Annotated in this window: 10 protein-coding genes and 2 tRNA genes; 6 read left to right on the top strand and 6 right to left on the bottom strand. The window is 42.1% G+C overall.

All coding sequences use genetic code 11. The features are described from left to right. Positions 1-5 precede the first annotated feature (5 nt). From holA to BQ5591_RS12585, 4 genes are all read left to right on the top strand, one after another. Complete coding sequence (gene holA, locus BQ5591_RS12600) at positions 6-1,025, top strand: DNA polymerase III subunit delta (RefSeq protein WP_071149632.1); 1,020 nt, start codon at positions 6-8, stop codon at positions 1,023-1,025. Positions 1,026-2,015: 990 nt separating this feature from the next. Beyond that, positions 2,016-2,483 carry a helix-turn-helix domain-containing protein gene (locus BQ5591_RS12595; protein ID WP_071149631.1) on the top strand — a complete coding sequence of 156 codons (468 nt, stop codon included), beginning with the start codon at positions 2,016-2,018 and terminating at the stop codon, positions 2,481-2,483. Positions 2,484-2,554: 71 nt separating this feature from the next. Further along, entirely contained in the window at positions 2,555-3,331 is a 777-nt protein-coding gene (locus BQ5591_RS12590) for a dihydroorotate dehydrogenase electron transfer subunit (RefSeq protein ID WP_071149630.1), read from the top strand. Then, positions 3,319-4,230 (top strand): dihydroorotate dehydrogenase, encoded by a 912-nt coding sequence (locus BQ5591_RS12585; RefSeq protein ID WP_022162692.1) that lies wholly within the window; start codon positions 3,319-3,321, stop codon positions 4,228-4,230. The genes BQ5591_RS12590 and BQ5591_RS12585 overlap by 13 nt, the downstream gene beginning before the upstream one ends. Before the next feature lie 113 nt (positions 4,231-4,343). On the opposite strand, the gene trmD is transcribed toward BQ5591_RS12585, so the two are convergent. Beyond that, complete coding sequence (trmD, locus tag BQ5591_RS12580; RefSeq protein WP_022162693.1) at positions 4,344-5,021, bottom strand: tRNA (guanosine(37)-N1)-methyltransferase TrmD; 678 nt, start codon at positions 5,019-5,021, stop codon at positions 4,344-4,346. 112 nt (positions 5,022-5,133) lie between these two features. On the opposite strand from trmD, the gene ligA reads away from it, so the two are divergent. Then, the gene (gene ligA, locus BQ5591_RS12575; RefSeq protein WP_071149629.1) at positions 5,134-7,131 is read left to right on the top strand and encodes an NAD-dependent DNA ligase LigA; all 1,998 of its coding nucleotides are present in this window, start codon (positions 5,134-5,136) and stop codon (positions 7,129-7,131) included. Positions 7,132-7,228: 97 nt separating this feature from the next. Next, positions 7,229-8,122, top strand: a complete 894-nt coding sequence (dapA, locus tag BQ5591_RS12570; protein WP_022162695.1) for a 4-hydroxy-tetrahydrodipicolinate synthase — start codon at positions 7,229-7,231, stop codon at positions 8,120-8,122. 245 nt (positions 8,123-8,367) lie between these two features. On the opposite strand, the gene BQ5591_RS12565 is transcribed toward dapA, so the two are convergent. The 5 genes from BQ5591_RS12565 to htpG form a co-directional block, all read right to left on the bottom strand. Continuing rightward, positions 8,368-8,441: transfer RNA gene (locus tag BQ5591_RS12565), tRNA-Arg, on the bottom strand. A gap of 21 nt (positions 8,442-8,462) precedes the next feature. Beyond that, positions 8,463-8,536, bottom strand: a tRNA-Arg gene (locus BQ5591_RS12560). A gap of 75 nt (positions 8,537-8,611) precedes the next feature. Continuing rightward, positions 8,612-10,906, bottom strand: a complete 2,295-nt coding sequence (locus tag BQ5591_RS12555; protein WP_071149628.1) for a patatin-like phospholipase family protein — start codon at positions 10,904-10,906, stop codon at positions 8,612-8,614. Positions 10,907-11,022: 116 nt separating this feature from the next. Continuing rightward, positions 11,023-11,778: an exodeoxyribonuclease III gene (locus tag BQ5591_RS12550; RefSeq protein WP_071149627.1), complete on the bottom strand. Its 756-nt coding sequence runs from the start codon at positions 11,776-11,778 to the stop codon at positions 11,023-11,025. A 298-nt stretch (positions 11,779-12,076) separates the two neighbouring features. Next, on the bottom strand, positions 12,077-14,125 hold the full coding sequence (htpG, locus tag BQ5591_RS12545; protein WP_071149626.1) for a molecular chaperone HtpG: 2,049 nt from the start codon (positions 14,123-14,125) through the stop codon (positions 12,077-12,079). Positions 14,126-14,161: the final 36 nt, after the last annotated feature.

Below are 14,161 nucleotides of genomic sequence, written 5' to 3'. Positions count from 1 at the left end.
TTTATATGACAAAACAAGAGATAACATGTGATGATATTTTAAGAGAACTACGCTCAAAACAGTATCGTCCTATCTATTATCTGATGGGGGAAGAGGCATACTATATTGACCTCATCTCTGATTATATCATGGACAATGTTCTGACTGATACGGAAAAGGAATTCAACCTTTCTGTAGTTTATGGTGCAGACGTAGATATCGCTACAGTCATCAATGCAGCCAAGCGATATCCTATGATGTCAGAACACCAGGTCGTTATAGTGAAAGAAGCTCAATCGATTCGCAATATAGACGAACTTTCCTATTACCTGCAAAAGCCTCTTAGATCCACCATACTGGTCATGTGCCACAAACATGGAGTACTGGACCGAAGGAAAAAATTAGCTGCTGAAATAGAGAAAGTGGGCATCTTGTTCGAATCAAAGAAGCTAAAAGAGGCCCAACTTCCGGCATTTATCACTTCCTACATGAAACGTAAAGGGGTAGATCTGGAGCCTAAAGCCACTTCTATGTTAGCCGACTTTGTGGGTACAGACCTTAGTCGGCTGACAGGAGAACTGGAAAAATTAATCATTACACTCCCTAAAGGGCAGACCCGTGTCACCCCAGAGCAAATTGAACGTAACATAGGCATAAGCAAAGACTATAATAACTTTGAACTTCGAAGTGCTTTGGTAGAAAGGAATGTTCTAAAAGCTAATCAGATAATAAACTATTTTGAGAAAAATCCTAAAACCAATCCATTACAGATGACCTTATCTTTACTTTTTGGCTTTTATTCAAACCTCATGCTAGCCTATTATGCACCAGAAAAATCTGAACAGGGAATTGCCTCTTTCCTGGGATTGAAAAGTCCATGGCAAGCCAGGGAATACCAAACTGCCATGAAACGATACAGTGGCGTAAAGACAATGCAAATCATAGGGGAGATCAGGTATACTGATGCCAAATCAAAAGGTATTGGTAACTCATCATTGACAGATAGTGAGCTTCTTCGAGAATTAGTTTTCAAAATACTACACTAAAAAGAATAAAATATCCTTATACTTATTTGCTATAACAATAGTCTGTAACATCTTTCGTTTACATATTATCTGCACTACTTACAATCTCAGCAAGCTGCAAATAAGAAGTGAATAGTCGGCAAAGCTTATAAGTCCCCTTAGGGGATCTATTTCTTTATAATAGTTTTTTCCGACTATTCACAAGATTCATTAACGGCAACTTCACTTTTTCCTCTTCTACCATTCATTCCTATTATTAATTCATGCTCAAAGCCATTATTTTCTAAAAGCGAAGTTATTTATAAATAGGAAATCGGATATATTATTCTGTTTTTCAACAGATTATAGCCAAATAAAGCTTTTTAGAATCACAAATTTGCACCCCGATCACATATCCGGTAAAATTAAGCCCCAAATTTTAGGTTTAACCAGATTTTCTTTGTTTAAACCTAGGTGTTAGCATAATTAGAGAAGGTTTAACTTCACAGATTCTTTTCAATTGTAATATTCAATAAAGTAAATCACGAATATTACATTTATAATAATACTTAAATACTATAAATAATATTCCCAAAATACATAAATCTTAATCATCGTACATACCATTCCAAAAGTATAGCACTTAATCACAAATATAATATGTATGAGTCAATAGAATACATATTCATATCTATAATAAAATCAATATCAATAGAATCAGTAGATTAGAAGGATTATCTATTGTGAAAATTTAAATAAAATATAACTGATATATAATAATAACCAGTTAATAGAATAAATAAGCCATAATACGATACGATAATCAACTGCATATCATTTATTTATATATGAATTATAAACTAAAAGATTAACATATAAACAGGGTTATTACAATCGTATATATAACAAACGAAATAATTCCATTACTTATGTATAATACTGTATTTACAAAAATATATTTGCTATTGTAATTTTAATACTTTATCTTTGTAATCCATAAAATACAAAAATACATTCATAATAATATATGGTATGAGCATAAAGGACCGATTAAAAATGATTATGGACCGTGAGAAATTAACGGCTGGTGCCTTTGCCGAGAGCATCGGCGTAGCCCAAGCCACCATTTCACACATATTGGGAGAACGCAACAAATATCCAAGTACCGAAGTTATCCTTCGCCTTCACCAACGTTATAGCGATATTAATTTAGAGTGGCTACTGACAGGTAATGGAGAAATGAGCAAAGACTCATCTTACTCCACTGCTAGTTGCCCGGATTTCGACTATCCCTTATTTGCTGAGAATGCAGAAAATCCGTCCAATGGGACAGACAAAACTGAAAATCGCAAGGAAATCGCATTAGGAACGCCTCAGAACAGTCCTAATAGCATTGTTAGACAAGAGGTTATCTATAAAGAAAAGCCTGCAAAGAAAATAACGGAAATAAGAATTTTCTTCGACGATAATACTTACGAAATATTCAAACCCGAAAAATAATCTGTAAAAATGCCTATTTCCATAAATTGGCGTATCTTTGCCACACGAAGATAAATATCTCTTAATTGAATATGAAAAAATACATTTTAGATCTTATTGTAGCAGAAAACATCAGACTGCATACAAATTACGCTTTACTAAAATTGACCTCATCTTCTCCTCTTCCGGAGATGCGCCCTGGGCAATTTGCAGAAATTCGAGTAGACGGATCACCCACTACTTTTTTGCGCCGGCCAATATCCATCAATTATGTAGATACTTCCCGCAACGAAGTATGGTTCCTGGTTCAATTAGTCGGAGACGGAACTAAGCGTTTAGGAGAGGCAAAAACAGGTGATACGATCAATGTTGTACTTCCCTTGGGAAATGGCTTTACAATGCCTCAAAAAGCTTCTGACAAGCTGTTATTGGTAGGTGGAGGTGTAGGAACTGCCCCCATGCTTTACCTGGGAGAGCAACTGGCTAAAAACGGCCACAAACCCACCTTCCTTTTAGGTGCCAGAAGCAGTAAAGATCTGCTCCAACTGGAGCAATTTGCCCAATACGGTCCTGTCTACACCACTACAGAAGATGGCAGCCATGGCGAAAAGGGATATGTAACACAGCATTCCATTTTAAACCAAATAGACTTTGAACAGATTTATACTTGCGGGCCCAAGCCAATGATGATAGCTGTAGCCAAATATGCCAAAAGCAAAGGTATCAACTGCGAAGTCTCATTGGAAAACATGATGGCTTGTGGTTTAGGCGCCTGCTTGTGCTGTGTAGAAAACACCACAGAAGGGCATTTATGCGTATGTAAAGAAGGTCCGGTTTTTAATATAAATAGATTATTATGGCAGATTTAAGTGTAAATATCGGTGAATTACAAATGAAAAATCCGGTAATGACAGCATCCGGAACATTTGGATACGGTGAGGAGTTTGCAGACTTTATAGATATAGCGCGAATAGGGGGTATTATTGTAAAAGGAACCACTCTTCACAAACGTGAAGGAAACCCATATCCCCGTATGGCAGAAACCCCTTCAGGCATGTTAAACGCTGTGGGACTGCAAAATAAGGGTGTCCATTACTTTGTTGAACACATCTATCCCAGAATAAAAGATATCCAGACCAATATGATTGTTAATGTGTCGGGAGCAACTGTCGAAGATTATGCCGAAACCGCTTCTATCATTAACGAACTTGACAAAATTCCTGCCATTGAATTAAACATCTCCTGCCCGAACGTAAAACAAGGAGGAATGTCTTTTGGCGTAACAAGCAAAGGCGCTGAAGAGGTGGTAAAAGCCGTACGCTCGGTCTATAAAAAAACGCTTATTGTGAAACTGTCTCCCAATGTCACCGACATTACCGAAATAGCCCGAGCTGCCGAAGGAGCAGGTGCCGACAGCGTTTCATTGATCAATACTCTGCTTGGAATGGCTATCGATGCCGAAAAAAGACGCCCCATACTCTCTACCATTACAGGCGGTATGTCAGGAGCAGCAGTCAAACCCATTGCCCTGCGCATGGTATGGCAAGTTGCCAAAGCAGTAAAAATACCTGTCATTGGTTTAGGAGGAATCATGAACTGGAAAGACGCTGTAGAATTTATGCTAGCTGGAGCCTCTGCTATACAAATCGGTACTGCAAACTTCATTGATCCTACTGTCACCATCAAAGTTGCCGAAGGTATCAACGACTACTTGGAAAGACATAAATTCAGTTCCGTACGCGATATTATCGGTGCGCTTGAGGTGTAATAGATTACAACAGCACATCCTTCGCATACAAAAACAAGAAAAGAGGAGATTTCAACGAAAGTCCTCTTTTCTTGTTTTCATACAACTTTTATTTCTGTTTCCAGGTTGATTCTCTATTCCCCCAGCAAGTCAGGACGAAGTCTTCTGGTACGTTCCAAAGACTGTTGTAGCTCCCATTCCTTTATTTTAGCCTCATGGCCCGAAAGTAAAATTTCAGGAACCTTCCATCCTTTATAATCAGCAGGGCGGGTATACACAGGTGCAGCCAGCAAATTATCCTGAAACGAATCGGACAGAGCAGATTGTTCGTCTGATATAACGCCGGGAATAATACGCACAATCGCATCGGCCATAACAGCCGCAGCCAGTTCGCCTCCAGTAAGCACATAATCTCCTATGCTGACTTCCTTCGTAATAAGGTGCTCGCGGATACGATAGTCGATGCCCTTAAAGTGACCGCAAAGGATAATGAGGTTTTGCGCCAGCGACAGCGTATTAGCCATAGGCTGACAAAACTTTTCCCCATCCGGGGTGGTAAATATTACTTCATCATAGTTTCGTTCTGCTTTCAGGCTATTGATGCAACGCTCAATAGGCTCTATCTTCATAACCATTCCAGCAAATCCTCCGAAAGGATAATCATCCACACGGCGATATTTGTCTTCAGTATAATCACGCAGATTATGAATACATATTTCCGCGAGTCCCTTGTTCTGAGCACGCTTCATAATCGAACAATTGAAGAATCCTTCAATCATTTCCGGCAGAACTGTGATAATGTCTATACGCATATTACTTGATTTTTTGCAAAAATACAGCAAGTTCTATTTTCACGCAACAAAAGTAAGAATATTCGCAGAGAAACCGCTATTTTTGCATTCAGACAATCGAACCAGATATATTATGAATATAAAAGAAAGAATAGAGGAACTGCGTGCCGAGCTGCACAGGCACAATTACAATTACTACGTGCTGAACGCTCCCGAAATATCAGATAAACAATTCGACGACATGATGCGCGAATTACAGGATCTTGAGAAAGAACACCCTGAATATCAGGATGAAAATTCTCCTACCATGCGCGTCGGAAGCGATATCAACAAAAACTTTACCCAGGTAGCCCACAAATACCCTATGCTTTCTTTGGGGAACACCTATTCGGAAAGCGAAGTTGCCGAATTCTACGAACGGGTTAAGAAAGCCCTGAACGAAGATTTCGAGATCTGCTGCGAACTTAAATATGACGGCACTTCCATATCGCTGACTTACGAGGATGGAAAACTGATACGCGCAGTCACCCGGGGAGACGGAGAAAAAGGAGATGACGTAACGGACAATGTAAAGACCATACGCTGTATACCTCTGGTATTACACGGCAATTATCCTCCTTCTTTCGAAATCAGAGGTGAGATATTGATGCCTTGGGTTGTTTTTGAAGAGCTGAACCGGGAAAAAGAAGCGCGCGAAGAGCCGCTATTTGCCAATCCGAGAAATGCGGCTTCGGGCACTTTAAAACTGCAAAACTCCGCTATCGTAGCCTCGCGCAAACTCGATTCGTACTTATATTACCTGCTTGGCGAGAATCTGCCGTGCGACGGGCATTACGAAAACCTGCAAACTGCCGCGCAATGGGGGTTCAAGATATCGGAACACATGAAAAAAGCACATACCTTACAAGAGGTTATGGACTATATCAACTATTGGGATACGGAACGTAAAAACCTGCCCGTAGCGACAGATGGCATTGTGCTGAAAGTAAACAGTCTGAGACAGCAAAAGAATTTGGGATATACCGCCAAGTCACCCCGATGGGCCATTGCATACAAATTTCAGGCAGAGCGTGCCCTGACCCGACTGAACAAAGTGACTTATCAGGTAGGAAGAACCGGAGCCATCACTCCTGTTGCCAACCTGGACCCCGTTCAGCTGTCCGGTACCATCGTCAAACGTGCCTCCCTCCACAACGCTGACATCATCGAAGGCCTGGACCTGCACATAGGCGACATGGTCTATGTAGAAAAAGGAGGAGAAATCATCCCTAAAATAACCGGGGTAGACAAAGAAGCCCGTACTATGCTGATAGGCGAAAAGGTCAAATTCATCACCCGCTGTCCGGAGTGTGGAAGCCAGCTGATACGCTACGAAGGAGAAGCCGCCCATTACTGCCCGAACGAAACGGCATGTCCTCCGCAAATCAAAGGAAAAATAGAGCATTTCATCAGCCGCCGGGCCATGAACATTGACGGCCTGGGACCTGAAACAGTAGACATGTTCTATCGTAAAGGACTGATAGCGAATGCTGCCGACCTGTATACACTTACAGCCGACGACATAAAAGACCTGGAACGAATGGGAGAAAAGTCTGCCGATAACATAATCAAAGGAATTGCCAGCAGTAAAGAGGTGCCTTTCGAAAGGGTACTTTTCGCTTTGGGTATCCGATTTGTCGGCGAAACCGTAGCCAAAAAGATTGCCAAGTCGTTTGCCAATATCGAAGAACTGGAACAAGCCGATATGGCCACTCTGACAAATATCGATGAAATCGGAGAAAAAATAGCGCAAAGCATCGTCAGCTACTTTGCCAACGCTTCGAACCGTCAGCTGGTAGAACGGCTGAAAGAGGCCGGACTCCAGTTTTCGAGAAGCGAAGAAGACCTGAGCGGATATACCGATAAGCTGAGCGGACAATCCATCGTGATCAGCGGAGTATTCCAGCATCACTCACGCGATGAATACAAAGCCCTGATCGAGAAAAACGGAGGAAAAAATTCCGGAAGCATCTCTTCGAAGACTTCCTTTATCCTGGCTGGCGACAATATGGGGCCTGCCAAACTCGAAAAAGCCCAGAAACTAGGTATAAAGATAATGAACGAAGACGAGTTTTTGAAACTTATTTCCTAACATTTTTCTAGTGAAAACTTTTTTAATGGTTATATTTGTAGGCTAAATCGAAAAAAATCGTACTTTTGCGAATCATTAAGACATACTTATAAAACTCATGATACAGACAAGATTGAAAGGAATGGGAGTAGCACTGATTACTCCGTTCAAAGAGGATGAAAGCGTAGACTACGACGCACTGATGCGTATGGTAGATTACTTGCTGCAAAACAATGCCGATTTTCTGTGCGTACTCGGCACAACGGCTGAAACTCCCACGCTGACCGAAGACGAAAAAAGAACCATTAAGAAAAAAGTCATCGAACGCGTGAACGGCCGAATCCCAATCTTGCTGGGAGTAGGCGGAAATAATACACGCGCCGTGGTAGAAACGTTGAAAAACGACGATTTTACAGGTGTAGATGCTATTTTGTCTGTGGTACCATACTACAACAAGCCATCGCAGGAAGGCATATATCAGCATTATAAAGCCATTGCCGAAGCTACGGAGCTCCCGATCGTACTTTATAACGTACCCGGACGTACAGGGGTCAACATGAAAGCCGAAACCACTTTGCGCATTGCACGCGATTTCAAGAATGTCATCGCCATAAAAGAAGCTTCGGGCGACATCACCCAAATGGACGACATCATCAAGAACAAACCCGCAAATTTTGACGTTATTTCGGGCGATGACGGCATGACCTTCCCTCTGATCACCTTAGGGGCTGTCGGCATCATATCGGTCATCGGAAATGCCTTTCCGCGCGAATTCAGCCGCATGGTACGCCTGGCCTTGCAGGGTGATTATGCCAATGCACTGACGATTCATCATAAATTTGCCGAACTTTTCAAGTTGTTGTTTGTCGACGGTAATCCTGCAGGAGTAAAAGCGATGCTAAACGCCATGGGCATGATCGAAAACAAATTGCGCCTCCCGCTAGTTCCAACGCGAATCACCACGTTCGAAGCCATACGCAACATCCTGAATGAGTTAAACATCAAATGCTGATATCACAATAGCAAAGAAAACAAAAAAAATGGAGTAGAAAGAATGTGGATAGCTTTCTACTCCATTTTTTATTTTATCTCACCTCATAATCCTCAAACAAATAGCCAGCAAATTCTGCCCAGTTAGGAAAATATTTTTTCCCAGTTAGAAAAAAATATTAGCTAACTAGGAAATAAATCACGCATAAGTGGAGATCTGTGGATATAAACAAAAAACCCCGACAAATCTCTTGCAGGGGTTCTCTGTGATCGCGACAGGATTCAAACCTGTAACCGGCTGATCCGTAGTCAGCTACTCTATTCAGTTGAGCTACGCGACCTTCTATTATTATGAAAACTTGTGACCGCGACAGGATTCAAACCTGTAACCGGCTGATCCGTAGTCAGCTACTCTATTCAGTTGAGCTACGCGGCCTCTTTGTTTAACGGGTGCAAAGATACAGCATATTTTTGAATTAGCAAACAATTCTCCTATTTTTTTAAAAAAAAATCATTCAATAAACCTATAATTGAATAACTGCCATCCTAACGTAATACCTACATTCCACTCCTTTCTCGGTGAACTATAGTGATTTACGTATACTGAAATAGCTCCAAAGGGCAAATGGCATACGACGGACAATTCTCCCAAATATTCGAAGCGACTGAATACTTTTCCATAATATGCCTTATTAAAAGAGTTCTTCTTAATGGGGAAAATTGGCACAAATCCATAAAATTCGGTGCGAACCTGAAACATATCATTCAATACATATATCGGCTTAATACCTGCCGCTATGTACTGATTGGCGCGAAAAGCTTCGTTATACATCAATTCGCTGTGTGGAGTAGGCGAAAAATCGCATGCCTGCATCATGGTAGCCGTATAGTTCTCCGAAAAATTCTTCGAAGAATAAACAGCCTCGGCCATCCAGCCTAAGGTAAACTTCGGGCTCATGGTATGGTAGGCTTCTTTCATATAAGAAATCTGAAGCCACGACTGCCTTTCTTTCCACGTAGCCGTTTCCGGAGAATTTCCAGGAATGAACTTTTCCTTTCCGGTGAAAATCTGTGCAATCAATTTTTCATAATAGCCTTTCGTAGCATATTGCCTGGCATTAAGCGTACTCCCATAAAAGCCTATAGCCCCTCCCAACAAACGATACATACTTTGATCCGAACGATCCTTCTCAAAATCGATCACATTCGACTGGAAGTAATTATCCTCCAGTTTTCCTATTCCAAAGCTAAATTCAGCCCGTTTGTTGGCAAGAAAGGGCAAGGAAACCATCAGTTTCAGGAAACGCTCGTCTTTCGAATTAAATGAAGGAATATCGTGCCTCGAAAACAGTTTATCCTTTTTATAATAATCAAATGTACTGATCGAACCGATCAGACGATAAGAAGTAGGCACACGTGTCGGCAAATCGAACCGAGCCATAAACTGGGCATTATTGTAGATTTTTCCTATCTGCCCGTCAATCGTCACTTCCTTCGAATAATAATTCAAGTTCTGATAACCCACTCCCAAATAAATCTGATTGGAACTGGTAGTAGATACGCTTCCACCAATGCGCACCGAAAAGTTATCTTCCATCTTTACCTTTAACCGGAGGGAATAAAGGTCTGTTTGCGGATCGTAAACCGCATGAGGTATGATTTCCGAAATCATGTTATCGGCCAGCAAGCGGAAATATCCCCGTTTCAAATCCTCATAAGTAAACACTTCATGAGGATCGTCATGAAATTCCTTTTTTATATAGGCCTGCTGCTGCGCATTGGCACCTTCAATATAAATGTCACGGAAACGAAATTGCGGAAGATTACTCCGATATACCATTCGCCGCAGACGCACGTTGTCAGCATTTGCCCGTCGATGAATGCGGCTTTTTATGGAGTCCATGATACTCATCGTACGGTTATAGCCGATATCATGCAACTCGTCCAAGCGGTCAAAGTCCAGTAAACTGACATCATCGTATTTGAAAGTCATCACTATGCCCAACGAATCCGGAATGGAATAGTCGGTCTTTTGCATCACCATATTTTCAATCTGGCTCATCAGATCGTTTTCATTCGGTTTACTGGGATTCGCAGCTACCACGCTGCCGATGATCACATCAGGATGGAAATCCTCACGCATCACATCTGTAGGGAAATTATTATAAATACCGCCATCATAAGCCAGTATGCTGTCTATTTCGATCGGCTTGAACACAAACGGAAAGCTCATAGAGGCCCTGACAGCATCGCCCAAATCTCCATTACGCATCACCAGAGGCTTCTTATTGTATACATCGGAAGCTATACAGCGAAAAGGAACAAACAAATCGTCAAAGTTGCCATGACACGCCGCCGTAGAACGTGCAAAAAGCTCTACGAAGACCAAGTTCATCTGTATAGGATTGACCATACTGGTAGGCAGTCTTAACGACTTGGCACGCAATGAATCCCTAAAAGCAAAACGGATATTAAGAAACTCCGGCGTAGGCCGTCCTTTCTTAAAATAATATTCATACTGAGGTTCCACCTGCCCGGAATACCAGCGTTTAAAGTCGGGAGAACGCAAAAGCGCCTCCATGTCATCGGGCGAATATCCCATGGCATATAAAGAACCGACAATAGCTCCCATGGAAGTTCCTGCGATATAGTCGATGGGAATATTGTTTTCTTCCAAAGCTCGGATAATACCGATATGAGTCATGCCTTTAGCACCACCACCACTTAACACAAGCCCAACTTTCTGAGCCTGCGCTATGTGAAAACAGCACAATGCCAATACCAAAAGCAACAAATATCTTTTCATGGTTTACAACCGACTAATGAGTTCATAGATATGAGATTAATGCTCAAATATAAAAAATAGTCTACTAAAAAGCACGATTTCATCGCGCTTTTTAGCAATGCACCCGAAAAAAGATACTAAAAATCAATATCAACTTCTACCGGACAATGATCGGAACCATATATATCGGTATGTATTTTTGCATCTTTCAGCAACGGTTGCAGACGGTTGGAAGTCAGAAAATAGTCAATACGCCACCCCGCATTCTTTTCACGGGCACGAAAACGGTAAGACCACCACGAATAGATATCTTTTTGCTCCGGATAGAAATAGCGGAACGTATCGGTAAAACCAGATTCCAGCAAAACGGAAAATTTTTCCCGTTCTTCGTCAGTGAAACCTGCATTGCGGCGATTGGTCTTCGGATTTTTAAGGTCTATTTCCTTGTGGGCCACATTCAAATCACCACATACGACAACCGGCTTACGGGCATCAAGCGAAAGAAGGTAATTCCGGAAATCATCTTCCCACGTCATACGATAATCAAGCCGCCGGAGTTCGTCCTGCGAATTGGGAGTATACACGGTAACCAGATAAAAATCGGGCATTTCAAGCGTGATGACACGTCCTTCCTTGTCATGATGCTCAATATCAATGCCTTTCGTAACCTGTATCGGAGTATGGCGGGTAAAGATAGCCGTTCCCGAATAGCCTTTCTTTTCTGCATAATTCCAATAGGAAGTATAACCCTCGAACTGCAAGTCCAATTGTCCTTCCTGCATTTTGGTTTCCTGCAGACAGAAGAAATCGGCATCCAACCGCTTGAAAGCATCTCCAAACCCTTTATCGTTACAGGCACGCAGCCCGTTTACATTCCATGATACAAACTTCATATACAACAAATTTATAGTTATTCATACATTCTTTCATACCGATAGTCCGACTGTTTCAGGATGCATCCGGAAAACCTTACCTACAAACAGATACGCAACATCCGGCAAATCATATACAAACATATAAAAAACTCTGATAACACTCAAAACTATACAACCACGTTTTTCAATAAAGCGCACAAAAGGAGATCTGTAGACCATATTTTCCACTGGTATGAGCAGCAAACTCCATACACAAAAAAGAGGATGCATTTCCATAGGAAACACATCCTCCATATATCTGGTAGAAAAAGAATGATTACTTAATGAGTTCCAGGCTTCTCTTGACAAAGTCGTTCAGCGAAGCACCTTTCAGCATACCATTCTGAAGCAAAGCCAAATCGATAAGCTGGCGGATAACTTTGTTCGTTGAAGCATATCCGGCCCAAATATTCTCTTTCTGCTTCTTCAGTTCTTCCCACTTTTTATCGAGTTCGTTCACTTCGTCTTTCTCTGCTGTAGGAATTTCCTCGTCCTTCTTACCTTCCTGAGCTTTCTTCAACTCTGTCCGGCGGTTATGAACTTCGTCCATTTCCTTCTGAAGCGAAGCGATTTCTGCACCACAGGCAGCTTCTTCACCAGCCAACACTTCCTTAACCAGCGGATGATCAGCATTGAGCACCAGATTGAACATGTCTGGCATTTCTCCATAGAAACTCATTCCAGCTTGGATATTAGCCATTTCCTTCATACGGCGCATATATTCGCTCTGTGTGATCATCACCGGTGCTACATTTTCGCCCAACGCCTGAGCGGAAACGTGGAAGTCAGCCTTCTCAATCGTAGGCAGCTGACTCTTGAACAAGTGTGCAAGAGCCTCCTGCTTAGCTCCTTCGAGCACTTCGGCTTTCTTGTCTTCCTTCACAATCAGATTGTCAATCACGTCGCTGTCTACACGGGTAAAGCGTGCTTTTTCCAGTTTTTGCTCCAACATACCTACTACGGCAATGTCCAACTGACCGTCCATCAGTAGCACATTATAGCCTTTGTTCTTAGCGGCTTCAATGTAGCTGTATTGCTCGTCCTTGTTGTTGGCATACAGATAGATCAGATTGCCGTCCTTGTCTGTCTGATTGTCTTTGATCAACGTCTTATACTCATCGAACGTATAGTACTTGGAATCGGTATCGATGAAAAGGGCGAAATCTTTGGCTCTGTCGTAGAAATCTTCCTGAGTCAGCATACCGTAGTTGATGAAGATCTTCAGATCGTTCCACTTTTCTTCGAACTGCTTGCGGTCGTTCTTGAAGATAGATTGCAGACGGTCGGATACCTTCTTGGTGATATAGGTAGAAATCTTCTTCACATTGGAATCGCTCTGCAGATACGAACGCGATACGTTCAACGGAATATCCGGAGAATCGAGCACACCATGAAGCAGAGTCAGGAAGTCGGGCACGATGCCTTCGACAGAATCGGTTACATACACCTGATTGCAGTAGAGCTGTATCTTATTCTTAGTCAGTTCGATATTGCTCTTTACCTTCGGGAAGTAGAGCACACCGGTCAGATGGAACGGATAGTCTACATTCAGGTGAATCCAGAACAACGGTTCATCGGACATCGGATAAAGATCGCGATAGAACGCCTTATAATCTTCGTCCTTCAGTTCGCTGGGCTTACGCGTCCACAGCGGAGTAGTCTCGTTGATAATGTTATCCTCGGCAGTTTCTACCTGCTTGCCGTCTTTCCATTCTTTCTTTTTGCCAAAAGCAACGGGTACGGGCAAGAAGCTACAGTATTTCTTCAGCAGGGTGGAGATGCGTGACTCTTCGAGGAATTCCTTGCAATCATCGTCGATATAGAGCACGATGTCGGTACCACGGTCGGCCTTGTCGCAATCTTCAATGGTAAACTCAGGACTTCCGTCGCAAGTCCACTTCACTGCCTGAGCTCCTTCCTTGCACGACTTGGTGATGATTTCTACCTTCTTGGCTACCATGAAAGCTGAATAGAAACCCAATCCGAAATGACCGATGATGGCATTGGCGTCGTTCTTGTATTTCTCCAGGAAGTCGTTGGCTCCTGAAAAAGCTATCTGATTGATATACTTGTCTATCTCTTCGGCAGTAAGTCCCAAACCACGGTCGGATACGGTAATAGTATCTTTACCCAGTGTGACGTGAATGGTCAAATCGCCCAGTTCGCCTTTATACTCGCCGATGGATGCGAGGGTTTTCAGCTTTTGGGTAGCATCTACCGCATTGGATACTAATTCACGCAAGAATATCTCGTGATCGCTGTACAAGAACTTTTTAATAACGGGGAATATGTTTTCGGTTGTTACCCCAATGTTTCCTTTCTGCATAATAATAGGATATTTTAGGTTTTACTTTTTATTCTT

This window comes from Bacteroides ndongoniae (assembly GCF_900108345.1).
In the GTDB taxonomy this organism is placed as follows: domain Bacteria; phylum Bacteroidota; class Bacteroidia; order Bacteroidales; family Bacteroidaceae; genus Bacteroides; species Bacteroides ndongoniae.
Note: the sequence above shows the minus strand (reverse complement) of the source record. Positions and strands in the feature narration are given on the sequence as shown.

What these genes read in the sequence shown, in the direction of transcription:
- ligA (WP_071149629.1), top strand. Translation starts at nt 5,134, where the DNA reads ATGAATATAAAAGAAAGAATAGAGGAACTGCGTGCCGAGCTGCACAGG.
- dapA (WP_022162695.1), top strand. Translation starts at nt 7,229, where the DNA reads ATGATACAGACAAGATTGAAAGGAATGGGAGTAGCACTGATTACTCCG.
- BQ5591_RS12550 (WP_071149627.1), bottom strand. Translation starts at nt 11,778, where the DNA reads ATGAAGTTTGTATCATGGAATGTAAACGGGCTGCGTGCCTGTAACGAT.
- holA (WP_071149632.1), top strand. Translation starts at nt 6, where the DNA reads ATGACAAAACAAGAGATAACATGTGATGATATTTTAAGAGAACTACGC.
- htpG (WP_071149626.1), bottom strand. Translation starts at nt 14,125, where the DNA reads ATGCAGAAAGGAAACATTGGGGTAACAACCGAAAACATATTCCCCGTT.
- BQ5591_RS12555 (WP_071149628.1), bottom strand. Translation starts at nt 10,906, where the DNA reads ATGAAAAGATATTTGTTGCTTTTGGTATTGGCATTGTGCTGTTTTCAC.
- BQ5591_RS12595 (WP_071149631.1), top strand. Translation starts at nt 2,016, where the DNA reads ATGAGCATAAAGGACCGATTAAAAATGATTATGGACCGTGAGAAATTA.
- BQ5591_RS12585 (WP_022162692.1), top strand. Translation starts at nt 3,319, where the DNA reads ATGGCAGATTTAAGTGTAAATATCGGTGAATTACAAATGAAAAATCCG.
- trmD (WP_022162693.1), bottom strand. Translation starts at nt 5,021, where the DNA reads ATGCGTATAGACATTATCACAGTTCTGCCGGAAATGATTGAAGGATTC.
- BQ5591_RS12590 (WP_071149630.1), top strand. Translation starts at nt 2,555, where the DNA reads ATGAAAAAATACATTTTAGATCTTATTGTAGCAGAAAACATCAGACTG.